Annotated in this window: 23 protein-coding genes and 4 tRNA genes; 16 read left to right on the top strand and 11 right to left on the bottom strand. The window is 62.3% G+C overall.

What is annotated here, in order from left to right; translation table 11 throughout:
• Positions 1–171: 171 nt before the first annotated feature.
• The 13 genes from pstC to ACPJXG_RS18410 all read left to right on the top strand — a co-directional run bounded on the left by pstC (position 172) and on the right by ACPJXG_RS18410 (position 13,309).
• A complete protein-coding gene (pstC, locus tag ACPJXG_RS18470; protein ID WP_225240714.1) occupies positions 172–1,143 on the top strand; it encodes a phosphate ABC transporter permease subunit PstC in 972 nt (323 codons plus the stop codon).
• Complete coding sequence (gene pstA / locus ACPJXG_RS18465) at positions 1,140–2,027, top strand: phosphate ABC transporter permease PstA (RefSeq protein WP_099402744.1); 888 nt, start codon at positions 1,140–1,142, stop codon at positions 2,025–2,027. Before pstC ends, pstA begins: the two co-directional genes overlap by 4 nt.
• Before the next feature lie 38 nt (positions 2,028–2,065).
• A complete protein-coding gene (pstB, locus tag ACPJXG_RS18460; RefSeq protein ID WP_010396817.1) occupies positions 2,066–2,848 on the top strand; it encodes a phosphate ABC transporter ATP-binding protein PstB in 783 nt (260 codons plus the stop codon).
• A 50-nt stretch (positions 2,849–2,898) separates the two neighbouring features.
• The gene (gene phoU, locus ACPJXG_RS18455; protein WP_034755071.1) at positions 2,899–3,609 is read left to right on the top strand and encodes a phosphate signaling complex protein PhoU; all 711 of its coding nucleotides are present in this window, start codon (positions 2,899–2,901) and stop codon (positions 3,607–3,609) included.
• A 5-nt stretch (positions 3,610–3,614) separates the two neighbouring features.
• Positions 3,615–4,304, top strand: a complete 690-nt coding sequence (locus ACPJXG_RS18450; RefSeq protein WP_034755074.1) for a response regulator — start codon at positions 3,615–3,617, stop codon at positions 4,302–4,304.
• Positions 4,305–4,315: 11 nt separating this feature from the next.
• The gene (gene phoR, locus ACPJXG_RS18445; protein WP_425251944.1) at positions 4,316–5,632 is read left to right on the top strand and encodes a phosphate regulon sensor histidine kinase PhoR; all 1,317 of its coding nucleotides are present in this window, start codon (positions 4,316–4,318) and stop codon (positions 5,630–5,632) included.
• Between the two features lie 76 nt (positions 5,633–5,708).
• Positions 5,709–6,905, top strand: coding sequence for a selenoneine synthase SenA (gene senA, locus ACPJXG_RS18440; RefSeq protein ID WP_257626506.1), 1,197 nt, complete (start codon positions 5,709–5,711; stop codon positions 6,903–6,905).
• A 33-nt stretch (positions 6,906–6,938) separates the two neighbouring features.
• On the top strand, positions 6,939–8,885 hold the full coding sequence (locus tag ACPJXG_RS18435) for a UvrD-helicase domain-containing protein (protein WP_425251943.1): 1,947 nt from the start codon (positions 6,939–6,941) through the stop codon (positions 8,883–8,885).
• Positions 8,886–8,980: 95 nt separating this feature from the next.
• Positions 8,981–9,895, top strand: a complete 915-nt coding sequence (locus ACPJXG_RS18430) for an NAD-dependent epimerase/dehydratase family protein (RefSeq protein WP_425251942.1) — start codon at positions 8,981–8,983, stop codon at positions 9,893–9,895.
• Positions 9,896–10,288: 393 nt separating this feature from the next.
• Positions 10,289–10,672: a LiaF transmembrane domain-containing protein gene (locus ACPJXG_RS18425; protein WP_278318439.1), complete on the top strand. Its 384-nt coding sequence runs from the start codon at positions 10,289–10,291 to the stop codon at positions 10,670–10,672.
• On the top strand, positions 10,662–11,477 hold the full coding sequence (locus tag ACPJXG_RS18420; protein ID WP_099402748.1) for a LiaI-LiaF-like domain-containing protein: 816 nt from the start codon (positions 10,662–10,664) through the stop codon (positions 11,475–11,477). The genes ACPJXG_RS18425 and ACPJXG_RS18420 overlap by 11 nt, the downstream gene beginning before the upstream one ends.
• A gap of 6 nt (positions 11,478–11,483) precedes the next feature.
• Positions 11,484–12,560 (top strand): sensor histidine kinase, encoded by a 1,077-nt coding sequence (locus ACPJXG_RS18415; protein ID WP_425251941.1) that lies wholly within the window; start codon positions 11,484–11,486, stop codon positions 12,558–12,560.
• An 11-nt stretch (positions 12,561–12,571) separates the two neighbouring features.
• A complete protein-coding gene (locus ACPJXG_RS18410) occupies positions 12,572–13,309 on the top strand; it encodes a LytR/AlgR family response regulator transcription factor (protein WP_425254767.1) in 738 nt (245 codons plus the stop codon).
• Here the strand turns inward: ACPJXG_RS18410 and ACPJXG_RS18405 are convergent.
• The 3 genes from ACPJXG_RS18405 to ACPJXG_RS18395 all read right to left on the bottom strand — a co-directional run bounded on the left by ACPJXG_RS18405 (position 13,298) and on the right by ACPJXG_RS18395 (position 18,007).
• Positions 13,298–15,559, bottom strand: a complete 2,262-nt coding sequence (locus ACPJXG_RS18405) for a helicase C-terminal domain-containing protein (protein ID WP_425251940.1) — start codon at positions 15,557–15,559, stop codon at positions 13,298–13,300. The two genes, ACPJXG_RS18410 and ACPJXG_RS18405, sit on opposite strands and share 12 nt — an antisense overlap.
• Complete coding sequence (locus ACPJXG_RS18400) at positions 15,556–17,208, bottom strand: VRR-NUC domain-containing protein (protein ID WP_425251939.1); 1,653 nt, start codon at positions 17,206–17,208, stop codon at positions 15,556–15,558. Before ACPJXG_RS18400 ends, ACPJXG_RS18405 begins: the two co-directional genes overlap by 4 nt.
• A gap of 94 nt (positions 17,209–17,302) precedes the next feature.
• Complete coding sequence (locus ACPJXG_RS18395) at positions 17,303–18,007, bottom strand: SMI1/KNR4 family protein (protein WP_425251938.1); 705 nt, start codon at positions 18,005–18,007, stop codon at positions 17,303–17,305.
• A 165-nt stretch (positions 18,008–18,172) separates the two neighbouring features.
• Between ACPJXG_RS18395 and ACPJXG_RS18390 the strand changes: the two genes are divergently transcribed.
• Complete coding sequence (locus tag ACPJXG_RS18390; protein ID WP_425251937.1) at positions 18,173–19,402, top strand: MFS transporter; 1,230 nt, start codon at positions 18,173–18,175, stop codon at positions 19,400–19,402.
• 173 nt (positions 19,403–19,575) lie between these two features.
• On the opposite strand, the gene phaP is transcribed toward ACPJXG_RS18390, so the two are convergent.
• From phaP to ACPJXG_RS18370, 4 genes are all read right to left on the bottom strand, one after another.
• A complete protein-coding gene (phaP, locus tag ACPJXG_RS18385) occupies positions 19,576–20,175 on the bottom strand; it encodes a TIGR01841 family phasin (RefSeq protein WP_425251936.1) in 600 nt (199 codons plus the stop codon).
• 107 nt (positions 20,176–20,282) lie between these two features.
• Positions 20,283–20,477 (bottom strand): hypothetical protein, encoded by a 195-nt coding sequence (locus ACPJXG_RS18380; RefSeq protein WP_099380120.1) that lies wholly within the window; start codon positions 20,475–20,477, stop codon positions 20,283–20,285.
• A 47-nt stretch (positions 20,478–20,524) separates the two neighbouring features.
• Complete coding sequence (locus ACPJXG_RS18375; protein ID WP_425251935.1) at positions 20,525–22,765, bottom strand: ATP-binding protein; 2,241 nt, start codon at positions 22,763–22,765, stop codon at positions 20,525–20,527.
• A gap of 102 nt (positions 22,766–22,867) precedes the next feature.
• Positions 22,868–23,293 (bottom strand): winged helix-turn-helix transcriptional regulator, encoded by a 426-nt coding sequence (locus tag ACPJXG_RS18370; protein WP_035817393.1) that lies wholly within the window; start codon positions 23,291–23,293, stop codon positions 22,868–22,870.
• 116 nt (positions 23,294–23,409) lie between these two features.
• On the opposite strand from ACPJXG_RS18370, the gene ACPJXG_RS18365 reads away from it, so the two are divergent.
• Positions 23,410–24,261 (top strand): SDR family oxidoreductase, encoded by an 852-nt coding sequence (locus ACPJXG_RS18365; protein ID WP_425251934.1) that lies wholly within the window; start codon positions 23,410–23,412, stop codon positions 24,259–24,261.
• A gap of 87 nt (positions 24,262–24,348) precedes the next feature.
• Here the strand turns inward: ACPJXG_RS18365 and ACPJXG_RS18360 are convergent.
• The 3 genes from ACPJXG_RS18360 to ACPJXG_RS18350 all read right to left on the bottom strand — a co-directional run bounded on the left by ACPJXG_RS18360 (position 24,349) and on the right by ACPJXG_RS18350 (position 24,740).
• Positions 24,349–24,433, bottom strand: a tRNA-Leu gene (locus ACPJXG_RS18360).
• Positions 24,434–24,501: 68 nt separating this feature from the next.
• Positions 24,502–24,586, bottom strand: a tRNA-Leu gene (locus tag ACPJXG_RS18355).
• Positions 24,587–24,655: 69 nt separating this feature from the next.
• Positions 24,656–24,740 (bottom strand) — tRNA-Leu (locus tag ACPJXG_RS18350).
• Between the two features lie 107 nt (positions 24,741–24,847).
• On the opposite strand from ACPJXG_RS18350, the gene ACPJXG_RS18345 reads away from it, so the two are divergent.
• Positions 24,848–25,012, top strand: coding sequence for a hypothetical protein (locus tag ACPJXG_RS18345; RefSeq protein WP_219313196.1), 165 nt, complete (start codon positions 24,848–24,850; stop codon positions 25,010–25,012).
• Between the two features lie 30 nt (positions 25,013–25,042).
• Here ACPJXG_RS18345 and ACPJXG_RS18340 read toward each other — a convergent pair.
• A tRNA-Leu gene (locus ACPJXG_RS18340) sits at positions 25,043–25,127 on the bottom strand.
• Between the last annotated feature and the right edge of the window lie 186 nt (positions 25,128–25,313).

Here is a 25,313-nt window from a genome sequence, read left to right as displayed (position 1 = left end):
GGCGGGGCAGGGAGTTAGCCAGGACCGCCCGCAAGCCCTTGCAGACGGTCCTGGCTAAAAAAGCAAGATAAAACAAGAGTTCAAAACAGCAATACCGGCAGTACCACCCACATCTGGCACAATATGAGCGCACAATCTACCTCTTCCACGATCCCCATGCCAGGCGGCACCATGACCGATTCCATCAGTCACGCGCAAATGCTTTCCACCATGCGCAAGCAGCGCTTCCAGGATTTCATGTTCCACAAGGTGACGATGCTGTTCGCCCTGTCGGTGCTGATCGTCCTGGTCGGCATCATCATTTCGCTGATCATGGAATCGATACCGGCCTTCAAGACCTTCGGCCTGCATTTCATCGTGTCCGCGGAATGGGATCCCGTCAATGACCAGTACGGCGCCCTGATCCCCATCATCGGCACCCTGGTGACCTCCGTTATCGCCTTGCTGATCGCCTTTCCCGTCAGCTTCGGCATCGCCCTGTTCCTCACGGAAATCTGCCCGGCCTGGCTGCGCCGTCCGCTGGGCACGGCTGTCGAACTGCTGGCCGGCGTGCCGTCGATCATCTACGGCATCTGGGGCCTGTTCGTCTTCGCGCCCCTGTTTGCCGACCACGTCCAGCCCATCCTGAAAGCCACCCTCGGCAACGTGCCCGTCATCGGCCAGCTGTTCAGCGGCCCCATGATGGGCATCGGCCTGCTGACGGCCGGTCTGGTGCTGGCCATCATGATCATTCCTTTTATCGCTTCCGTGATGCGCGACGTGTTCGAAATCGTTCCTGCCGTGCTGAAAGAGTCCGCATACGGCCTGGGCTGCACGCGCTGGGAAGTCGTGCGCAAGATCGTCTTGCCTTACACCAAGACCGGCGTCGTCGGCGGCGTCATGCTGGGCCTGGGCCGCGCGCTGGGCGAGACCATGGCCGTGACCTTCGTCATCGGTAACGCGAATAAGCTGTCGTGGTCGCTGTTCGCCGCCGGTAACAGCATCACCTCTTTGCTGGCGAATGAATTTGGCGAAGCGCAATCCGAGCTGCACGTGGCCTCGCTGTTCTCGCTGGCCCTGATCCTGTTTGTCATCACCTTTATCGTCTTATCCGCCGCCAAGCTGATGCTGGCAGGCATGTCCCGCAAGGAAGGCACGAAATGAGCCAAGTAAGCACTCTCGACGCTCCGGCCAAGCCGGCCATGAATCCCGTCTACCGCAAGCGCCTGCTGATGCACCGCATCGGCATCGCTCTGTCGGTGGCCGCCATGGCCCTGGGCCTGGCCGTGCTCGTGTGGATCCTGTTCACCCTGGTGATCAAGGGCTTCGGCGCCCTGTCCGTCGACCTGTTCACGCAAACGACGCCGGCGCCCGGCAGCGAAGGCGGCGGCTTGATCAATGCCATCGTCGGCAGCGCCCTGATGGTGGGCCTGGCGACTGTCGTCAGCACCCCGATCGGCATCCTGGCCGGCATCTACCTGGCCGAATACGGCGAAGAAAACAAGCTGGCGCAAGTGACGCGTTTTGTTACCGACATCATGCTGTCGGCGCCATCGATCGTCATCGGCCTGTTCGTGTATGCGCTGTACGTGGCACACGTCAAACACTTCTCCGGTTATGCCGGTGCCATCGCGCTGTCCCTGATCGCCGTGCCGGTGGTGGTGCGCACGACGGACAATATGCTGCGTTTGGTACCGAACAGCCTGCTCGAAGCCGCGTTTGCTCTCGGCGCGCCGCGCTGGAAGGTCGCCACCCTGGTGCGCTTGCGCGCCGTCAAGGCGGGCGTCATCACCGGTGTTCTGCTGGCCCTGGCCCGCATCGCCGGCGAAACGGCGCCGCTGCTGTTCACGGCCCTGAATAACCAGTTCCAAAGCTTCAACATGAATGCGCCGATGGCCAACTTGCCGTCCGTCATCGCATCGTTTGCGATGAGCCCGTACGACAACTGGCGCTCGCTGGCCTGGGGCGGCGCACTGCTGATCACCTTCAGCGTGCTTGCCTTGAATATCCTGTCGCGCACCGTGTTCAGCCAAAAAGTCCCTAATTAAACAGATACCGAGCGAAGCGAACCCCTATGAATACGCAAATGAATCCAGCACAAGACCTGGCACCAAAGAAAAAAACCATCGAGATTTCGGGCCTGAACTTTTTTTACGGCAAAACGCAAAGCTTGCATAACGTCAACCTGGATATCCACGAGAAAAAGGTCACGGCCTTCATCGGCCCGTCCGGTTGCGGCAAGTCGACCCTGCTGCGCACGCTGAACCGCATGTACGACCTGTATCCGGGCCAGCGCGCGGAAGGCTCGATCCTGTACCGCGGCCGCAACGTGCTTGACGCGGACCAGGACGTCAACATGCTGCGCGCCAAGGTTGGCATGGTGTTCCAGAAGCCGACGCCGTTCCCCATGTCCGTGTACGACAACATCGCCTTCGGCGTGCGCCTGTATGAAGACCTGTCGAAGGGCGAAATGGACGAGCGCGTCGAGTGGGCCCTGAAAAAGGCCGCGCTGTGGGGCGAGGTCAAGGATAAACTGTCGAAGAGCGGCCTGTCGCTGTCGGGCGGCCAGCAGCAGCGTTTGTGCATCGCGCGCGGCGTGGCCGTCAAGCCGGACGTCTTGCTGTTAGACGAGCCGACCTCGGCGCTGGACCCGATCTCGACCTCGAAAGTGGAAGAGCTGATCAGCGAACTGAAACAGGATTACACGATCGCCATCGTGACGCACAATATGCAGCAGGCGGCGCGCTGCTCCGACTACACGGCCTATATGTACCTGGGCGAGCTGGTGGAATTCGGCGAAACGGACCAGATCTTCATGAATCCGGCCCGCAAGGAAACGCAGGATTACATCACGGGCCGCTTCGGCTGATCCATCCCGCATAGCTATACATACAAGACAACTGAATACGGAGAGACGGCATGATAGGCGAACATTCATCCAAGCAATACGACAACGAACTCGAAGCGATCCGCTCGAAAGTGCTCCTGATGGGCGGCATCGTTGAAACCCAGTTCCTCGATGCGATGACGTGCTTCCGCATCGGCAATGCCGAGCGCGCCGACCGCGTGATGCGCGAAGACGACGTCGTCAACCAGCTCGAAGTGTCGCTCGACGATGCGTGCAGCCACCTGATCGTGCGCCGCCAGCCGGCCGCCAACGATTTGCGCACCATCATGGCCACCATCAAGGTGATTACCGACCTCGAGCGCGTAGGCGACGAGGCGACGAAAATCGCCCGCGTGGCGAAGAATCTGCACAAGCGCGGCAACGGCGTCGTCAACCATTACGAGATGGTGCGCGGCATCGCCAACACGGCCACCGACATGCTGCACGACGCGCTCGACGCGTTCGCGCGCAACGATGGCAAGCAAGCCTTACAATTAATTGCACAAGATGCCATCATCGACCATGAGTTTCGGTCTATCATGCGCAACTTGATTACCTTTATGATGGAAGACCCGCGCACGATTTCGGCGGCGCTCGATACCCTGTGGGTGGCCAAGGCCATCGAACGGATCGGCGACCATGCGAAAAACATCGCCGAATACGTGATTTACGTGGTTGAAGGCAAGGACATCCGCCACACCAAGGTGGCTGCTCCCGCCATTTCCGAGGAGCTCCCTGAGTAAGCTTTATGGCATCTGATAAAACCACGGTATTGATTGTTGAAGATGAGCCGGCCATCGTTGAACTGGTCACCTATTCGCTGCGCGAATCCGGCTGGAATTGCTGTTCCGTACAAAACGTTGCCGATGCCTGGGAATTCATCCAGCACCGCACGCCGCACCTGATCCTGCTGGACTGGATGCTGCCGGACCAAACGGGCTTGCGCCTGCTGTCGCGCATCCGCGCCGACCGCAATTTCGCCGCCATCCCCGTCATCATGCTCACCGCCAAGAGCATGGAAGAAGACAAGCTGGCTGGCCTGAACAGCGGAGCCGACGACTACGTCACCAAGCCGTTCTCGCCGCGCGAGCTGCTGGCCCGCGCCAAAGCTCTCTTGCGACGCAAGAGTCCGGAACACGCGCAGGCGCCCATGCGCGCCGGCAATGTGGCGCTGGATCCCGTCAGCTGCACGGTGATGATGGATGAACAGAAGATCGATATCGGCCATGCCGAATACAAGCTGCTGAAATTCCTGCTGGCCCATCCGGAACGCGTGTTTTCGCGCAGCCAGCTGCTCGACAAGGTGTGGGGCGACCATGTGGTGATCGAGGAGCGCACGGTCGATGTCCACGTATTGCGCTTGCGCAAAGCCTTGAAAGAGGCGGAAAGCCTGATCAAGACGGTGCGCAGCGTCGGCTACATGTTGTCTGAAAAGTAAAGTTTGACTCTATGAATCCGAAATTGCTGTTCTGGGTACCGGCCGCCTTGCGCATGGTGCTGGCGCTGCTGGGCGTGGCCGTCGTCTGGTATCTGTTTGGCACCACGTATGCGCTGGGCATCGCTTTCGTGCTGATGGCCATGATGGTGTTCGTGCAGCTGTCGTATCTGTTCCAGCTGAGTAACTGGCTGGACAATCCGCAAAGCGCCAAGCTGCCCGACGGCTGGGGCGCCTGGACCAGCATTTTCGCGCGCCTGTACCGCATGCGCCGCGACGACGAGAAAAACCAGGCCGAGCTGACGGAATGGCTGGCGCGTTTCCGCCAGGCCATGCACCTGTTGCCGGACGGCGTCGTCATCATGGACGACGTGCTGTTCCTCGAATGGTGCAACCCGGCCGCCGAGAAACACCTGGGCCTCACGCACGAGCGCGACAAGGGCATGCGCGTGACCAACCTGATCCGCAGCCCCGAGTTCATGGATTACATCATCCTGGGCCGCTACGACCAGCCGCTGACGATCACTTTCCGCAACCGCAAGCTGATCGTGCAGATCATTCCATTTGAAAACCGCCGCCAGATCCTCGTCACGCACGATGTGACGGAGACGGAACGCATCGAAATGATGCGCCGCGACTTCATCGCCAATGCCTCGCACGAATTGCGCACGCCGCTCACCGTCATCGTCGGCTTCCTGGAAATCGCTTCCGCCGAACTGGACCTGGACGCCACCACGCGCGCCTCCCACCTCAAGCTGATGACGGAGCAGGGCCACCGCATGCAGCATCTGATCGAGGACATGCTGACGTTGTCGCGCCTGGAATCGGTCGACTACCCGCTGCGCCCCGAGCCCGTGGATATCAAAAAGCTCATGCAGCAAGTCTTGCGCGACGCCAAGGGACTGTCGGCCGGCAAGCATGAAGTGACCATGGAATGCAACGGTCCCGACGTGCTGGGCAGCTACGACGAGCTGTATAGCGCCTTCGGCAACCTGGCGTCGAACGCCGTGCGCTACACGCCAGCGGGCGGCACCATCACCCTGCGCTGGCAGGATGGCCCGGCCGGACCGCAATTCATCGCGCAAGATACGGGCATCGGCATCAGCCAGGAACATATCTCGCGCCTGACGGAGCGTTTCTACCGCGTCGACAAGAGCCGTTCGCGCGAAACCCAGGGCACGGGCCTGGGCCTGGCCATCGTCAAGCACGTGCTGCTGCGCCACGGAGGGACCCTGGCCATCCAGTCCGTGGCCGACAAGGGCAGCAGCTTCATCGTCAGCATGCCCAAATCCGTTGTCACGCCGCTACAGGGCGAGCTGCTGGTCAAGTAAGCCGCAAGGGGGATAGTTTCCCCCTTGTTTCCCTGGCGACTGGTGTAAGGTTGGCATAAGTCGTTACAATCAGGCCATGACTTTAATTAACGCCTCTTTTCGCCATGCCGGCGCGCAGCAACTGGCCCAGTCGCTGCAGGCCGCGCGCCAGAATACGCTTTCCCTGTTCGACTGTTACGTCACTGCCGGCCTGGACGTGGTGGCCGGCTTGCCGCGCCATCCGCGCCTCGTTCCGCCCTTGTGGCAACTGGCGCAGATCGCCTGGTTTGCCGAGTGGTTCATCCTGCGCGAAGCCGCTACCAGCCATCCGGCCGACGCCATTTATAACTCCCTGCTGACGCGCGGCGACGACTTGTTCGACGCCAACATGGTCGAGCATCGCGCGCGCTGGAAGCTGGAATTGCCCAGCCCGGGCGCCGTGAAAACGTATTGCCGCGAAGTACTCGACCGGGTGCTCGATAAACTCTCGCGCGAAGCCAATGTCGACAATGCTCTGGCGCCATACCGCCTGGCTTTGGCGCATGAGGACTTGTGCGGCGAAGAAATGCTGGCCGGCTTGCAATGGCTGGGCCTGGAAGCGCCGGAATCCCTCGCCGCCAGCCCGGCCTTGCCGCCAGGCGCGGGCGAGATCGCTTTTCCTGGCGGCAGCATCGAACTGGGCTCGCCGCGCGGGGCCGGGTTTGCCTTCGACAATGAATCGCCGCCCTACAGCTGTTATGTGGCGCCGTTCTCCATCGATGCCTGCGCCGTATCGAACGCCCAGTTTGCCGATTTTGTCGCCGACGGCGGCTACCAGAACCGCCAGTTCTGGAGTGCGGCCGGCAGTGCCTGGCTGATGCGGCAGGAGCGCTCGTCGCCCTTGTACTGGCTGCGTGAAGCAACGCAGTGGCGCACCATGCGTTTCGGCCAGCGCACGACCTTGCCGCCGAATGAAGCCGTGCGCCACATCAACCTGTATGAGGCGCAGGCGTACTGCGCCTGGGCGGGGCGCCGCCTGGCGACCGAGGCGGAATGGGAGTATGCTGCGCTGTCCGGCCATCCGCGCTTTCACTGGGGCCAGGTGTGGGAGTGGACGGCGACGCCGTTCGAACCGTATCCGGGCTTTGCGGTGGACGCCTGGCGCGAATATTCCGCGCCGTATTTCATGCAGCACCAGGTGCTGCGCGGCGCCGCCTTCGCCACGCCAGCGCGCCTGCATTCGCCCCGCATGCGCGCCTTCCATGCGCCCGAACGGGGCGACATCTTTGCCGGCCTGCGCACCTGCGCCTGGTAGCGCGCCGAGAACAGACATCATTTCAGGATACCCTTGAGTACAGATAACGCCCCGCAGTTCATTCCCAAACGCATCACGCCCACGCCGGAGCAGATCGCCATCCAGACGGCGCAAAAGAAAGTGGTCTTGATCGACGCCAATGCCGGTGCGGCCAAGACGACGACCCTGGCCCTGCGTCTGGCCGAGGCGCTGCACCGCGGGCGGGCGCCCGAACGCATGCTGGCCCTCGTGTTCACGGAAGCGGCGCGCGTGGCCCTGCGCCAGCGCTTGCTGGAAGTGGGCGTGCCGCTCGGCGTCGTCAAGCGCCTGACGGTCGACACCTTCGACGCGTTTGCCGGCAAGGTGCTGCTGCAGCTGGAAAACATGCAGGTGGCATCCATGCGCAGCGATGAAGAGCTGCGCCCGGTAGCCTGGGAAGCGCTGGAAGTCGTGTCGGAAAAGTATGCCCACCGCTACCCGCTGGAAATCAATACGACCAACGGGGCGATTGCCGAGTTCTTGAAATTGCAGTTGCGCACCAAGGCGCGCCTGGATTTCCAGAATCCCGACTTCGAGAGCAATTCCCTGGACGACAACCTGGAGCTGCTGGGCATGTCGCGCACGCACTATCTGTGGCTGCGCGAATACGAAGGCTTGCGCGGCGCCGACACGGGCGATATCCAGTTCCGCGCGCCGTTCGACGCCACCTACGACCTCGTGCGCATGCTCGACGGCGACGAGCCGCTGCGCCAGCAATTGCCGGCCTTCCAGATCATCGTGGCCGATGAATTGCACGACTTGAACGAAGCGTCGTTCCGATTGCTGACCATGCTGATACGCCGCGGCAACGCATTTTTCTGCGGCGCCGGCGACAAGGATCAAGTCATCTACACGTGGTCGGGCGCCGACCACCGCTTCCTGCGTCAGCGCTTCGAGCAGGAATTTCCCACCTTGCAGCGCTTGCCGTTGACGGCGTCCTACCGCTACGGTCCGCAGCTGGCGCAGGCTGTCGGCGTGCTGAAAAACAAGGCCAGCGTGTCGGCCCTGTCGCGCGCCACCCACATCGAAGTGTTGCAATACGAGCATACGCAGCCGCAAGCGTGCAGCGCCCAGCTGATCGCCGCGCTCGAACATGCGCATGCGGGCACGACGGCGATCTTGCTGCGCGACCGCGACCAGGCCATCCGCGTGGAAACGGCGCTGTTCCAGAGCGGCATCGCGTATGGGCTGGTGGACATGAACAGCTATCTGCTGAGCCTGGAAGTGCTGATGTTGCGCGGCATGGTCGCCATCGCCCGCAAGGATTTGCACGCGATCAAGAGCGGCCCGCGCCGCGGTGAAATCCTCGAAGCCCTGGTGGCTTTCGCGGAAATCCCTTTTACGCGCGCGGAATTGCAGCAAGCCAAGGCTGACGTGGCCAACTATCCCGACTTGCTGGAAGGCTTTTTGACGAACCAGCTGGCCAAGTCGCAGAACCAGGACAAGGCGGCGCTGACCCTGGCCGCCGTCGATTACCTGCGCGCGCTGCCCCCCGACGCCCTGGCCGGTGACGCCCTGCAGCACATCTTTGGCCTGATGCAGCTGGAACAGACGGCGCGCCGCATCTATGTCGACCCGGCCCAGGCGCGGGTTGTCGCCCGTTCCCTGCACGGTTTTATTGCCGTGTGCCGCGAAGCGGGCGTGGCGCTGGGCGGCTTTGCCGGCTGGCTGGGCGAGATGGAAGAAGCCGTGATGGTCTCGACCGGCAAGGCAAAACTGGTCATCGCCTGCATCGACCAGATCAAGGGTCTCGAATACAACCACGTGATCTTGCCTTACCTGGCGGTCGATGAATTCCCGCGCAGCAAGACCGACCCGCTGGAAGAGGAAAACCGTTTCTATGTGGCCGCCACCCGCGCGCGCGACAGGCTCACCTTGCTGACGCCGGAAGATCCTGCTTACCAAAGCCGCTACATTTCCGCCCTGCAGCTGAAACAGAAGACTGTTGCGTCCAAGTCATAGATCTTTTGCTGCCTGGCTGCTTTTTGCGAAAGACGAAAGCGGGCATACTTTGTTGGTGTGATTGATTGCAATCTGAACCAACAAAGGAGCAAGACATGAAGGTATTTGTTACGGGCGCAGCGGGATTTATCGGTAGTTCCATCGCGGCGGGCCTCGTGCGGGCCGGCCATCAGGTCACGGGCCTCGTGCGCAAGCCGGAGCAGGTGGCAGAGCTGGCCAAGGTTGGCGTGTTGGGCGTACACGGCGATTTGAACGACCGCGCATTGCTCATCGAGCAGGCGAGGGCGGCGGACGCCGTCATCAATGCGGCCAGCAGCGACCACCGTGGCGCCGTCGAAGCCATCCTTGAAGCGCTGGCCGGCACCAACAAAGTGTTTTTGCACACCAGCGGCTCGTCCATCGTGGGCGACGCCTCGGGCGGTGAGGGCACGGAACAGATCTATTACGAAGACAAGCTGCCGGCGCCCACGGCCGACAAGGCGGCCCGCGTCGCCATCGACGACCTGGTCCTGGCCAGCGCAAGCCAGGGCGTGCGCGCGAGCGTCTTGTGCAATACCCTGATCTATGGCCATGGCGCCTTGCCGCGCGACAGCGTGCAGTTGCCACGCCTGCTGAAACAGGCGCGCAAGAGCGGTATCGTGCGCCACGTGGGGCCGGGCCGTAACATCTGGTCCAATGTGCATATCGACGATGTCGTCAGCCTGTATCTGCTGGCGCTGGAAAAGTCGCCGGCCGGCACGTTTTACTTTGTCGAATCGGGCGAAGCGGCTTTCCGCGACATGACGGCCGCCATCGCCGCCGCGCTGGAGCTGAGCCCCGCGCAGGACTGGCCGCTGCCCGAGGCGATTGCCGAATGGGGTTACGAGATGGCGTCGTATGGCCTCGGCTCCAACAGCCGCGTGCGCGGCGAGCGGGCGCGCAAGCTGCTGGGCTGGCAGCCGCAGGGGCCGTCCGTGCTGGCATGGATCGGGAACGACATGCTCAAACCGCCGCACGCCATCACGGGTTGATGCAGCTCAGCAAAACTCCATCAGTGTGCGCTAGCGAACGGTGCTGTCTGACGATCGGGAGTATGATGTCTCTGCTTGGTTGAGACGCACTGCCGTGAAGTTGGCGGCATGTTCGATCTTCCAGCAGGTCAGCCGGTCGCCTCGAGGATCGGCACCAGATTTCTGTTCGCGTTTGCGCCCTGCGCCACGCGGCTGTGCACTGCAACTCCAGGTCGCGGTGTGGACTGCGAACCCCTTCAAGGCCGGCCTAGCCGGTCTTTTTTTTGCCTGTTTTTTCCCGTCATTTCCACCGTTGCGCCATTCACCGCTGTCTTTCCGCCATTCGCCGAAGCGTTGTTTTCTCCTCCCCGAAATCCGCGTATCTTTACGATTAACCAACTTCAAGGGGTGACCGTGAAACCTGAACCAGCCTATTGCCGCCGTACCCAGCTGCTGTGGGGCGTGCTGCTGATCGCCATCGGCGCCATCGTCCTGCTGGACCGGCTCGATGTGATCTATCTCCACGATTACTATTCACTATGGCATTATTGGCCGGTGATACTGGCCGTCTTCGGCCTGAACAAGCTGCTGACGCCCGTTTCCGCCAAGCAGGTACTGAGCGGCCTGTGGCTGATCTTTTTCGCCGCGTGGTGGTATGTCTCGTATGAAGAACTGTGGAACTTGCATTTTTACAATAGCTGGCCCGCCTTGCTGATCGCCTGGGGCGTGGGTCTCGTGCTGGAACCGCTGTTGAACAAACATTTTATTGCCTACCGGGAGTCCGAGCATGAAAAATAAACCGCCGTTGCACTCGCCATCGCAGATCGTGCTGGGCGTCATCGTCATCGGCCTGGGGCTGCTGTTTCTGCTCGATAACCTCGGTTTCATCGATGTGCGCTATACCTTCCGCTTCTGGCCCACGGCGCTGATCGTGTTCGGTCTGCTGAAACTGTCGCAAAGCCGCAGCGCGAACGGTTATTTATTGGGCGGCATGCTGGTGCTGCTGGGCGTGGCATGGACCCTCAAGCACATGGGCATCTTCTACATGAACTGGGACTTGCTGTGGCCCTTGCTGATCATCGGCCTGGGCGTGGCCGTCGTGTCGAAATCCTTGCCCGGCGCGCAGCAGCGCCAGCGCCGCCGGCGCTTTGGCGCGCAGCAGGATGGCCCCGCAGCGCCTGACTCGTTCGGCCAGGCCAGAAATGGCGCCGTGTCGCTCGACAAGGACGCCGCCGATGCCACAGCGGCGCCCGGCGCCAGTGGACAAGCGGACGATGACAGCATCATCGAAGTGACGGCCATCCTCGGCGGCTACGTGCGGCGCGTGTCGTCGCAGCGCTTCAAGGGCGGCGATATCAATGTCATCATGGCCGGCTGCGAAATCGACTTGCGCCAGGCGTCGATCGAAGGCGAAGCCGTGCTCAACGTATTTGCCCTGTGCGGCGGCGTCACCATCAAGATTCCGCCTGACTGGAGCGTCGTGCTGCAGGGCACGCCCATCCTCGGCGGCTTCGAGGAAAAGACCATCGTGCCGCCGAACCAGGCCAAGCGCCTGTACGTGACGGGCTACGCCATCATGGGCGGCCTGGAAATCCGCAACTAGGCGCGCATGTCGGGGCCCTTGTCGAAGCGGCGCGGCGCCGTGGTGGTGTTCCTGGTCTGCATCGCGCTGGGCCTGGCCCTGGCTTCCATCCTGGCCAGGGTGGCGCACGCGCCTTGGCTCAATGCCGTCGTGCTGGTGGTGCCCGCCACGCTCGTGTATGCGATCGGTTCGGGTTTTTCCGCTTACTACCTGTGCCGCGCCTATCCCTTGCACGCCCGTCATCCATTCGCCATCGCCAGCGTGATGGGCGTGGCGGCCCTGTTCGCGGGCTTGCTGTGGGCCACCCTGCTGCAATTTTTGAACAGCGTCAGCCTGTTGCTGGAGCTGCGCTGGCTGGGCGTGAACCTGACGCAATCGCTGCTGGCCCTGTTCTTCGGCCTCGGTGCGCTGCTGTATTGCCTGGCTGCCGCCGTACATTATTTGTTGCTGGAATTCGTGCGCGCCAGGATGGCCGAGCAGCGGGGGCTGGAAGCGCAACTGACGGCGCAGGAAGCGCAGTTGCGCATGCTGCGCACGCAGATCGATCCGCATTTCCTGTTCAACAGCCTGAACTCCATCAGCGCCCTGACGTCTATCGATGCGAAGGGTGCCCGCCAGATGACGGTGCAGCTGGCCAGTTTCTTTCGCCAGAGCCTGAGCCTGGAAGCGCACAAGCACATTACCGTGGAGCAGGAACTGGTGCTGATCCGCCACTTTCTCGCCATCGAGCACGTGCGTTTCGGCGCACGCCTGCAAGTGACGGAAAGCCTCGACACTGCCGCACTGGCGTGTCTGCTGCCACCCATGCTGATACAGCCGCTGGTGGAAAATGCCGTCAAGCATGGTATCTGCGGCTTGACGGAGGGCGGCCTGATCGCCATCGAGGCCCGCCGCGTGGGCAGCCTGCTGCAGCTCGCCGTGCGCAATCCGGTGGATGCGGATCAAGGGCCAGAGCGCGGCAATGGCGTCGGCCTGGAGAACGTGCGCCAGCGCCTGGCCGGCGCGTATGGCCATGAGGCCAGCGTGCACTGGGGCCGGCGCGACGGCCATTTCGAAGTGATGATTTCCATGCCGGCGCAGACCGGCGACACGGAGGAAGCATGATGCAGGCAAGAATGCGGGTGGCCATCGTCGATGACGAATTGCTGGCGCGCAGCGTGTTGCGCGAATACCTGGCGCGCCACGACGATATCGATATCGTGGCCGAGTGCGCCAACGGCTTCGAAGCCGTCAAGGCCATCGCGGACCTGGAACCGGAACTGGTGTTTCTCGACATACAGATGCCGCGCCTGGACGGCTTCGAAGTGGCCGAATTGATCGGCGCGAAGACAAAGCTGATCTTTGTCACGGCCTACGACCAGTACGCCTTGAAAGCGTTCGAATGCCATGCCCTCGACTATCTGCTCAAACCATTCAGCGAACAGCGCTTCGACCAGGCGCTGGCCCATGCGCGCGCCAACCGCAGCACGCCCGCCGCGTCCACTGCTGTGCTGACTCTGGCACGCGAAGCGGCCACGCGCGCCGCGCCCCTCGATCGCGTGCTGATACGCGACGGCGCCAAAGTCCACGTGATCGCCAGCGCGCGCATCGACTACATCGAGGCGCAAGATGACTACATCAGCATCCGTTCCGAGGGCAAGTCCTACCTGAAAAGCCAGACGCTGGCGGAACTGGAGACCCAGCTCGACCCCGCCAAGTTCCTGCGCGTGCACCGGTCGTACCTGCTCAATATCGACGGCATTCGCCGCATCGAGGCGGCGACGAAAGACAGCCACGTGGCCATCCTGCGCGATGACACGAGGATACCCGTCAGCAAGGCGGGCTACCAGAAGCTTAAGATATTAGTTGGCTAGCTGCACATCCCACCACGTCGGCAAGAGCTGGCGGATTTCCGGCCGTGAAAAACGGTCGTCGATCAGGTAGACGACGCCCTTGTCCGACTGCGTGCGGATGACCCTGCCGGCCGCCTGCACCACTTTTTGCATGCCCGGATACAAATATGTATAGTCGTAGCCGGCGCCGAAGATGTCGCCCATGCGCTGGCGGATCTGCTCGTTGACGGGGTTGATCTGCGGCAAACCGAGGGTGGCGATGAAGGCGCCGATCAGGCGCGCGCCGGGCAGGTCGATGCCTTCGCCGAAGGCGCCACCGAGCACGGCAAAGCCGATGCCGCGCGTGTCCAGGCCGAAGCGGCCCAAAAATTGCGCGCGGGCAGTGTCGTCCATGCGGCGCGGCTGCTGCCAGATGGGCACGTCAGGGTAATGCTGGGCAAACAAGTGGGCCGTCTTTTCCATGTAATCGAAGCTGCTGAAGAAGGCCAGGTAGTTGCCCGGCGTTTCAGCGTATTGCTTCGCCATCAGCTGGGCGATGGGTAGCAAGGAGGCGGCGCGGTGCTGGTAGCGCGTGGAAATCGTGTCGGCCACGCGCACGGACAATTGTTCCGCCTGGAACGGCGATTCCACATCGACCCAGGCCGTGTTGGCTGGCATGCCCAGGGTGTCGCTGTAGTAATTCCACGGACTCAGGGTGGCGGAAAACAGGGCCGTGCTGTGGCTGGCGGCGAAGCGTTCCTTGAGAAACGGCGCCGGCACGATGTTGCGGATGCAGACGGTGGAACCCGTGTCCGTTTTGCTGACGTCGAACAGCGAATGCGCGCCGAAACTCTCTGCCAGACGGTTGATCAGCAGCACGTCGAAATAAAAGCGCTGCAAGTCTTCGTCCAGGGCCGCCGCGTGTTCGGCCATGTAGTCGCCGATGGCCGTGGCCACGCCTTGCAGGGCGCCAAAGAATTTCTCGGGCAAGGCGGGATGCACGTGGTAGTCGCCATCCTGCTCTTTCAGCAAAGCTGTCCACTGGCGCGAGAGGCGGTCCAGCGGCTTTTTCAGCGCCTCGGGCGCGAACTTGCGCAGCATTTTCAGGTTGATCTGCGCCAGCTCGGCGGTATACATGCTGCGTGCGCGCGACACCATATTGTGCGCTTCGTCGACCAGCACATTGACTTTCCAGTCGTGGGCCAGGGTCATGCCGTATAGCATGGCGCTGAGGTCGAAGTAATAATTGTAGTCGCCGATGACGACGTCGCTCCAGCGCGCCAGCTCCATGCCCAGGTAATACGGACAGATACCCTGCTGCAAGGCGATGGCGCGCACGGCTTCCTTGTCGAGGATCAAGCCGCTGGCCAGCGCCACTTCGCGCGCCAGCGGCAGGCGGTCGTAAAAACCCTTGGCCAGCGGACACGATTCGCCATGGCACGCCTTGTCCGGATGCTCGCAGGCGCTGCTCTTGGCGCTCAGTTCCAGCACGCGCAGCGGCAGCAACGGGGCGCTGTCCTTGAGGATGGCGCAGGCGTCGAGCGCCATTTGCCGGCCCGGCACCTTGGCGGCCAGAAAAAACAGTTTATCGAGGCCATGCGCGGCCGTCGCTTTCAACATGGGAAACAGGCTGCCTACCGTCTTGCCGATGCCCGTCGGCGCCTGCGCCAGCAAGCCGCAGCCACGGCTGCTGGCCTTGTACATGGCTTCGGCCAGCTGGCGCTGGCCCGGACGAAAATCGGCATGGGGAAAGGCCATGGCTGTCAGTTGCGCGTCGCGGCTGGCCCGGTGCGCCATTTCCTGCTCGGCCCAGTCGAGAAACAGCGTGCAATGCTGCTCGAAGAACAAACGCAGTGCCTCGGCCGTGCATTCCTCGTGCATGACGGTTTCCTTCTGGCTCACGATATCGAAATACACGAGCGCCACGCGCAGCATGGGCAGGTTCAGTTGCTGGCACAGTAAATGGCCGTAGATGCGCGCCTGCGCCCAATGCAGCTGGCGGTGGTTGGCGGGCATCGCGTCGAGTTCGCCCCGGTAGGTCTTGATCTCTTCCAGCTGGCGCCGCGCCGGGTCGTAGCCATCGGCACGGCCGCGCACGTGCAGGGGGCCGAAGTCGCCGCACAAGCTGATTTCGCGCTGGTAATCGTCATCGCGCCGGCCCGTCACGGTGGCGTGGCCGGCCATGCCTTCCTGCGCCGTGGGGGACGGTGTGAAACGCAGGTCCAGGTCGCCCACCTTGGCCGTGAATTCGCACAGGGCGCGCACGGCGATGGTGTAAGTGTTGCGGCTCATGCTGCCGCCTGCCATTGCAGGTAGCACACGCTGACGGGCATGGCGTGCTCGGCGCAATACGCGATCCAGCGCAGCTGGTTGTCTTGCAGGCGGTCGCCCGGACCCTTGACTTCGATCATGCGGTAGCGCCGTTCCGCAGGCCAGAACTGGATCAGGTCGGGAAAGCCGCTGCGGTTGCTTTTGATGTCGAGCAAGATGCGCTCGAACGACTTCTTCAGGTGCGCGGCCGGGATGCAGTCCAGCGCCAGGTCCAGCAAGCCGTCGTCGAGTATGCCCCAGCTGACGAAGGGCGAGACGATGCCGTGCTTGGCGGCAAGCGTGGCGCGGATGGCGGCGGGGTAGCTGCCATCGTCCAGTTGCGCCAGGCAAGCGGCAAAGTCCAGGCAGCGGCGCTGGTAAAAATCGGCGCTGTGCAAGTCGGCTGGGCCCCTGTGAAACGGGTGGAAGAAGGCGCCCGGCATGGGCTTGAAGATGGCGGGCCAGCACAGCAGGCCGAACAGCGAATTGATCAGGGTGTTTTCCACGTAATACACGGGGGCGTCATCCTGCATCAGATGTTGCTGTACCACCCCTTCCACGTAGCACGCCTGTTCCGGGCAGGGCAGCAGCAGATCGATGCGTTCCACGGCGGCGGCCGCGTTGGCCGCCTGCTTCGCATGGCCCAGTTTGCGCCGCAAACGGGGCGCCATGCGCAGCAGCAATTGCTGTTCCGCTTCGCTTTCCGGCGCGGCCAGGGCGATCATCAGGCGCTCGTAGGCAGCTTGCGGCTGCTCATCTTTCTCCAGCACGCGGATGGCGCGGCCACGCGCGCCCGGATAGCGGCAATCGGCGTAGGCGCGGTAGGCGGCCGGCCAGTCCTGGCATTTTTCCAGGTGCTGGGCGATCTGGAAGCGCAGCTTGTCGCGCCGGCTGGCCAGCCAGGTGTTGTCCTCGGACAAGGGCAGCGCAGCCAGTTCCTGCAGCACCTCGTCGGCCGGCGCGCTGTCGTTGTAGCGTTCGCGGCACTGGTGCAGCACTTCATAGTGCTCGATATCCTGGCGCGTGCGAAAACCGCGCGACTGCGGCGAGAATTCCACTTTTTCATATTGATACACGCCGAGGTCGGACAGCACGAATTCCGACCAGTCCTGGTGATAATTACCAAAGTAAATCAGGCGCAGGCGGTCGCACAGCGCTTGCAGGCCGATGCGGTACAGTACGTCACTGGAAGCCGGATGCCAGGCGGAAAACGGTTTACTTTCCCCATGCTGCTCGCGCAAGGCGTCCAGTTGTTCCGCCTTGCGCGCCGCCTTCAGGGGCGCGTCGAGGCCGAAGGCCTGGGCGATTTCCGCTTTCAGCAGCAGGTCGAACAGTTCATCGAGCGCAATGGCAGGATCGGCTTCCACCCAGCTAGTTGCCAGCAAGGGCAGGGCGGCGGCGCGCGTGTCGCCGATTTCCGGGTAATTGAGTTTGCTGGCGCGAAACAGGCAGCCCTTGCGCATGACGAGGCGCACGAACAGGGCGCGCGACGGTTGCGGCAGGGCACCGAAGGCGGCGATGAATTGCGTTTCTTCAGGACTCAGCAGATCGGCGTAACGCGCGGCTATCCAGTTCAGCACATCCTGGAAATTATCCAGATAGTACAGGGGATTTTCCAGGACTCTCAACATGGGGATGGCAATAGGGCAAGATGCAAGGTGATGGGTTTTACTGTGTTTATATACAGTTTAAACCTTCAGCCGCCGCTTGCCCAGCGAATTATGTTCAGTCAGCCGTGCTGTAGGCAAAACCGCTGTCGAACTTTTCGTAGGGAATCAATTCCGCGCGCCGGCTGGCCAGTTCGATGTCGGTCAGCAAGCCCCGGTGCGCTTCCGTGCGTCCTTTCGGCAACGCCACGTCGTAATCGATGATGTCCCTGGCCAGCAGGCCCTGCAGCACGTCGGCTTGCCGCGCCGTCAGGTAGCGCGCATGCGTGCCCAGGGTTTTCGTCAGTTGATCCTTGAATGCCTCGTCGCTGACGTCGTTGTACGTATCCTGGTCGGCCATGCTGTTCAACAACATGTGAACCATGAAATCTTGCAGGTTTTTCGCCAGGTACTGGGCTTCATTGTCGTCATGCCACAGCAGCACGATGGGCATCTCGCCGTCTTGCTCGCTTGACGCGAAAAAGCAGTAGTGGTCGCCCGCGCCCGTTTGCGCGAACGGGATGAACTGGAAGGCGGGGTCGATCTGCCGGTAATCGTCCGTATCCAGCAGCGCGTCCACTTCCGCGGCAACGGCCTCGATGTTGAGCAATTCGAAATCGTCCGCATGCAATAGCAGGGTGGGCCGGTCCGTCAAGGTGGGATAGACCAGCTTATGCCAGTCGGGCCCATATTCGCCCACGGCCAGCATGCCGTCGCGCTCCAGTTGCCGATACAATGCGGGATAGGTGAAGCCGTGTTGTTGTTCAATTTCTGACAGTGTCATGTTTGCCCCGTTAAACGTGATTCGTGTGGGCATGATAGCCGAGGCCGTGCCTGGCACGCTTCACCGCAGCAAGGAGGGCGCCATTAATAAACATTTACATTTGCTTATGTGGCATGGCCACGTATGCTTGCCAGACTAAGCCAGACTAAAATTCGCCGAACCCGCATGAAAAACATCATCCTGATTTCCGCCGCCTGCCTGCTGGCGCTGCTGTCGACCATCGGCGCCTCGCTGCCATATCCTATCCTGCCGCCCCTGTTCGCCGCAGAGGCGCCGAATGCCTTCAACAATTTTCTGGGCTTGCCGTCGAAATTGCTGTTCGGCCTGGCGCTGACCATCAACCCGCTGGGCTTGCTGATCGGTTCGGCCTTGCTGGGTCCCTTGTCCGACCGTTATGGCCGCCGTCCCTTGCTGATGCGCACTGCCGTGGGCGCCGCCATCGGCCACGCCATCACGGCCTGGGCGCTGGTGATCCAGTCCTACCCGCTGTTCATCGTCGCCCGTTTCATCACGGGTTTGCTGGAAGGTAACGGCGCCGTGGCGCGCGCCATGCTGGCCGACCAGCTGACGGGGCCGCTGCGCCTGCGCGCCATGTCATGGCTGAACGGCGCGTTTTACCTGGGCTGGCTGGTCGGGCCGATCCTGGCGGGCGCGACCTTGCATTGGGGCGTGACGGTGCCGTTCTGGATCGCCGCCGCCGCCCTGATGTTGGTCGCCGTGCTGGTGGCCGTGGGCTTGCCGCGCGAAACGCCCTCGCTCTTGACGACGTCGTGGTGGCAAGTGGCGCGCGACCGCCATTCGCTCAATTTGCTGCGTCATGAGGAGTTGCGCACGCTGTTCATCGTGCAACTGGCATTTACGTGCGGCGTGGCCAGCTTTTACGAGTTCTATCCGCTGTGGCTGGTCGAAACGGCCAATTACCACGCACAGGAGATTGCCTGGGTGAATGTGGGACTGTGCGGCACGATGACGGTCACGTCCTTGCTGGCGGGCGGTCCCAGCCGCCATGCGCCCTTGCTGCGGGCCAGCTGGTATGCGTGCGGCGTGGCGCTGGCCGTAGGAATCTTAGCGCTGGGTAATATCTGGGTGGGCATCGCGGCCATCGTGCTGTTCGGCATTCCGAATGCGCTGTACAACACGGTGATACAGGGCTGGTGCGCCGAACGCTTCAGCGCGCACGGGCAGGGCGCCGTGATGGGCTTGCTGGCCACCACCTTTTGCATCGCCAACATCGTCGTCGCCCTTAGCGGCTCCGTGCTGACCCTGATCGATACGCGGCTGATACTCGTCGCGGGCGCCTTGTCCGCCGCCTGGGCCGCGTGGCGCATGGTGGCCTGGCGGCGCCAGCTGGACGGCGCCGTCGAGGCGAAGGCATGCCAGGATTTATGCGGCTAGGAGTTGGCTATCTTTCGGGGGTATGGGAGGGGGCGAATACCGGACCCTGCCGGTAGATTCATTGTAGGTCGGGCAGGTCGGATTAGCGCGCAAGCGCGTAATCCGACATCACCATGAGCGCCAACAATGCGTCGGATTACGCGCGGTCTTGCCGCGCTAATCCGACCTGCGGCTTACTTCTTGGCTGCTTTCGGCTTGGCTGCCGGCGCTGCTTTTTCAGGTGCGGCCGTGGCTTTTTCCGTTGCCTGCGCTACTTGCGCGCTGGCCTTGGCGATCTGCTCTTCCACGGTTTTCACGGCCTGTTTCGTGGCCTTGGTGACTTGTTCGTAGCCGAGGAAGGCGTTGTCGATGGCGGCCTTGACGATGGCGACGGCATTTTCCGAGCCTGGCGGCACGTTTTTCGTGACGTCGTAGATCAGGGCGCTCAGATTGCTTTTCGCTTCGGCCACATGGGCTTCGGCGGCCGTGGTGAATTCCGTGTGGATTTCCTTGATGATGTCGTCGAGTTGCTGTTTATATGCTTTGGCGCCAGCCACGCCCGGTTGCAGCTGGGCGGCGGCGGCGGCCATGGCGGCTTTCGGATCCTTGGCCTGGCTGATTTCCTTGCCGGCGGCAAGGCCATCTTCGATGCCGGACCTGGCGGTGGCCATGTTCAGCGCCAATACCTGTTCCACGCCTTGCACGGCCTTCGAGGTGAGGGTGTTGAAGGTCATCAGCTGGAATTCAAACAGGGCCTTGGTGGCCGTTGCGAATTGTTCGGGATTCGTAAACATGTGGTCTCCTCGGTTTGAATAGATACGTTCTTATCGTTCCATACTCTTTCGACGCCGCAATGCCATCGCTTGATCTCAAGCCGGTGCCCCGTGTGGTCATGGCCCCATTATTTAACAAGCGCCGGTTTTTCGCAACGGCTATCTTTGTACGGTCCCGAGGCCAGTTCCCAGCCAAATCCCAGGGTCGATTGGGCGCACGACAGGGTGCCGTCGATCTTGCTGCGCCATTTGTACCAGGGGGCGGGTCCGGCCAATGCGCAGGCGCAAACTGCCAGCAGGGCGGCGGCGGTCAGGTATTTCATGGGTGCTCCGAAAGAAATGCTTGCGGGCATTGTAGCGCGCTTGTCATTCAGGGGGCGGGCGCTTGCGGCGCGGCGGCGGGCAGCTGCAGGGTGAAGGTGGTGCCGCTGCCATCGCCGGTGCTGCTGGTGGCGTCGATATGGCCGCCCAGCACGCCCGTGACGATGTTGTGCGCCACATGCAGGCCCAGGCCCGAACCGCCGGAACCGAGCTTGGTCGTGAAGAAGGGGTCGTAGACGTGCACGAGGTCGTCGGCGGCGATGCCCACGCCCGTGTCGGCGATGGACATGGTGATCGTCTTGCCGTCGTCGCTGCCACGCGCCCTGATGTGAATGGTGCCGCCGCTGCGGCCCTCGAAGGCGTGGCGCAGGCAGTTTTCCAGCAGGTTGCTCAGCACCTGGCCCAGCGGACCGGGATAGCTGTCCATGGCCAGGCCCTCGGGCACGTCCTGCGTCAGCGTCAAGCCGGCGGCCTTGAGCTGCGTGCACAGGGGCAGCATCAGCTCGGCGACGAACTGGCGCAGCAGGAAGTGGCGGCGCTGCGAGCTGGCGCGGTCGACGGCGATCTGCTTGAAGCTCGACACGAGGTCGGCGGCGCGCTGCAGGTTGCGCAGCATGATGGCGTCCGCCTCGCTGGCTTGCGTCAGGTAGGCCCCCAGTTCGGAGCGGCGCAAGCCGTCGAGGAAGCTGGCCTGGATTTCACGCGTGCGTTCGGCCATGGTGGTGGCCACCACCAGGCCGTTGCCGATCGGCGTATTGAGTTCATGCGCGATGCCGGCCACCAGCGCGCCGAGCGCGGCCAGCTTGTCGCGGCGCACCAGTTCTTCCTGCGTGATGGACAGGTTTTCCAGCGCGGCGGCCAGTTCCAGGTTCGTTTGCTCCGAGTGTTCCTTGGCCAGCGTCAGCGCTGCCGTGCGTTCGGCCACCAGGTCTTCCAGGTGGGCGCGGTGGCGCTGCAGTTCGCGTTCGTGTCGCATGCGGCCAATCGCGATGCCGGCCAGGTCGGTCGCCGTGTCGATCAGTTCCAGGTCGCGCGCGTCTGGCTTGCGCACTTCGCGGTAGTACATGGCAAACGAGCCGAGCACGGCGCCATCCTGGCTGAAGATGGGACGCGACCAGCAGGCGCGCAAGCCGAACGGCGCGGCCAGCTCGCGGTAGGGCGCCCACAGCGGGTCGTGCATGATGTCGGTGACGACCACCGGTTCGCGCAGGAACATGGCCGTGCCGCAGGAACCCACGCCGTCGCCGATGGCCACGCCTTCGAGCAGGGCCATGTACTCGGGCGGCAGGCTGGGGCCGGCCGCGCTGTGCATGTGGACGCCGTCGTCGTCGAGCAGCATGATGGAACAGAGCACGCCGCGCGACTGGCCTTCGATCAAGAGCAGCAAGTGGTTCAGGGTGGGGGTCAAAGGCGCGCCCTTGGCGACCATTTCCAGCAGGGCGCTCTGGCCCGAGCGCATCGCTTCGGCGAGGTTGCGTTCGGTCAAGTCGATGATGCGCGCATGCACCAGCTGGCGGCCCGGCACGGACAATCGCATCAGGCGGATTTCGCAGGCGATCGGGTGGCTGTCGCGGTGGCAGCAGCTGGCGCGGAAGACGACGATCTTGCCTTGCAAGGTATCGCGGATCTTTTCTTCCAGCAGTTGCGGCGAGGCGCGGCCATCGCCCTGATGCTTGGGGAACAGCGGTTCCATGCCGCCTTGCAGCAGCTCGGCCAGCGGCATGCCGAACAGTTCCTCGGCCAGGTGGTTGGCGTCGATCAGCAGGCCGTTGTCGATATCGAACAGCAGCACGGCGTCGGGCGAACCGGCCAGGATGGAGTGGTAATTGACTTCCAGCGTTTGCGGATGCAGGGGGCGCGGCGGTGTGACGGCATGCGGCGCGGGCGCCTCGGCCCTGTGCAGCGCCAGTTCCATGAGGATTTTTTCCGCCACGTCGCGTGCATTGAAGGGCATCTTGATGTAGTCGCTGGCGCCGGCGCCCACGCTGCGGCCCTGCTCCTCGGCGCTGGGGGTGGCCGACATCAGCAGCAGGGGCACGCTGTGGCGTCCACCCGCATTGCGCAGGCGCATGCAGGTGGCGCCGATATTCGAGCCCGCCAGGGCCGCGTCAAGCAGGATCAGGTCCGTGCCGCCGGCCGCCAGTTCCACGCCTTCGTCGATATCGCCCGCCAGTCCCGTGCCCAGGTTATGCCGGTCCAGCACATACAGCAGTTCGCGCACTTCGTTCGGCGAATTGCTGACCAGCAGCACATTGGCCCGGTCGGTGATGGAAGAAATCAACTGATTCATGGTATCGCGCCCTTACGCGTTTCATGGGCCTAGTATTACATCAAGGCAAGTAGGAGTAAACGATAATTCTTGATGACCAAAAGCAAGGGTCGCAGCACTCGTTCAGGCGGCGTTTTGTGCGGCTTGCGGCGCCAGATCGGCGCGCGCCTGTTCGATGCGCGGGTAATTATCCTCGATCCAGTCGACCAGCACGGCCAGGCGTTCGGCCGCCTCGCGTCCCAGCGGCGTGAGGCTGTATTCCACCTTGGGCGGGATCACCAGATACGCCTGGCGCAGCACGAAGCCGTCGCCGGCCAGCGCTTCCAGGGTTTGCGCCAGCATTTTTTCGCTGACGCCGCCCACTTCGCGGCGCAGTTCGCTGAAGCGCCGGGTGCCGCTCAGCAGTAGCACCAGCACCAGCACGGCCCAGCGGCTGGTCAGGTGGCTGAGCACGGCGCGCGACGGGCAGGCGGCCGCCAGCAGGTGCGCGCCCTGGGTTTGCCGGGCGAGGGCGGCGCGCAGGCTGGCGCCGGGAGTGTCTGTGGACATGATAGTTGGCCTTGTTAATTGAGATTTTACTCATACTTACCAAAAGGTACGTACTTACAATAAGTAAGTAATAGTCCTATTATAGGGTTTTACCACCCACGTACCAAGGAGAAATCATGATCGTCATCACCGGCGCCACAGGCAATCTGGGCCAGCACGTCATCGCCAGCCTGCTCAAGTCCGTCCCCGCAGCCGGCATCATCGCCGCCGTGCGCAACCCGGCCAAGGCCGGCAATCTGGCCGCGCAGGGCGTGCAAGTGCGCCAGGCCGATTACAACGATGGCGCCAGCCTCGATGCGGCATTCAAGGGCGCAACGAAAATCCTGCTGATTTCGTCGAGCGAAGTGGGCCAGCGCGCACAGCAGCACCAGAACGTCATCGATGCCGCCAAGCGGGCCGGCGTGGCCCTGCTGGCCTACACCAGCGTCTTGCGCGCGGACACGTCGCCGCTGGGCCTGGCCGCCGAGCACGTGATCACGGAAGCGGCGATCCGCGCATCCGGCCTGCCTTACAGTTTCCTTCGCAACGGCTGGTACCTGGAAAACCATACGGAACACCTGGCGCCCGTGCTCGAGCATGGCGTCGTGCTGGGCGCGGCGCAAGACGGGCGTTTCTCGTCGGCCGCGCGCGCCGACTACGCAGCGGCGGCCGCTGCCGTCTTGACAGCGGATAAACCGCAAGCCATCTATGAACTGGCGGGCGACCAGGGCTTTACCCTGGCGGAATATGCGGCCGAAGTGGCGCGCCAGTCGGGCAAGCCGATTGTGTATAAAGATTTGCCGCAGGCGGACTTCAGGGCGGCGCTGGTGGGCGTAGGTGTGCCGGAAGGCTTTGCCGACCTGCTGGCCGATTCCGATGCGGGCACGGCCAAGGGCGGCCTGGAAGACCATGGCAAGCAATTGAGCGCGCTGATCGGCCGTCCGACGACGAGCCTGCTTGACGCCGTGAAGGCGGCGCTGGCCAAATAAGGGGAGGGTGCCGCAGGGATGCGGCATTCTGGAATGAAAAAAGCCGCAAACTCGTGAAAGTTTGCGGCTTTTTTGCGAATTAGGTAATGGTGCCCACGAAGGGACTCGAACCCCTACACCCGAAGGCACATGGACCTGAACCATGCGCGTCTACCAATTCCGCCACGTGGGCACTGATGCTGCTTACAACGATATCTCACTACTGTACTGCGGACTACAACGAAAACAACTCGTTGCTGGTGGTGCCCACGAAGGGACTCGAACCCCTACACCCGAAGGCACATGGACCTGAACCATGCGCGTCTACCAATTCCGCCACGTGGGCATTGTGCTGCTTGTTGCTGCTATCTTACTACTGTACTGCGGATCACAACAATGAACAACTTGTTGCTGGTGGTGCCCACGAAGGGACTCGAACCCCTACACCCGAAGGCACATGGACCTGAACCATGCGCGTCTACCAATTCCGCCACGTGGGCATTGTTACTGCTTGCTGCTTGTCGCTGCGTGTTCTGCAGCGAGGACAAAATCATAAGGGCTGGCGCGCATTCGGTCAATCAACATTTTGCACTTTTCTTCAAGAAACATGTTTTTTCGTCTGAAAAGGGCTGTTCCCTATGAAAAATGGCTGGATCTGCCTCTTTTTTCAGCGCTTTTCCGCAGCTTTCCGTCCGTACGCGTGTCAGGTGATCCGGCTGCCTGGAGGGGAGTGCTTTTTGCTGCGGAAATGAAAAAAGCCGCAAACTCGTGAAAGTTTGCGGCCTTTTTGCGAATTAGGTAATGGTGCCCACGAAGGGACTCGAACCCCTACACCCGAAGGCACATGGACCTGAACCATGCGCGTCTACCAATTCCGCCACGTGGGCACTGATGCTGCTATTACTACTTGTTGAAAAATAACTTCACAACAATTCTGCTATTATAGCGACTTGAAGAGTTTTGCGCCAGATGAGCTTTCGCTCCATACTGCACATCAACCCTGTACCGCTTTCCTGCAACTGCATTCCCGTGAAGGTTTGTCGCTGCAAGAGACCGAGATTATAGAGCAATAT

Source organism: Janthinobacterium sp. NFX145 (assembly GCF_049810325.1).
In the GTDB taxonomy this organism is placed as follows: domain Bacteria; phylum Pseudomonadota; class Gammaproteobacteria; order Burkholderiales; family Burkholderiaceae_D; genus Janthinobacterium; species Janthinobacterium rivuli.
This window is presented reverse-complemented; position numbering and strand designations above follow the sequence as displayed.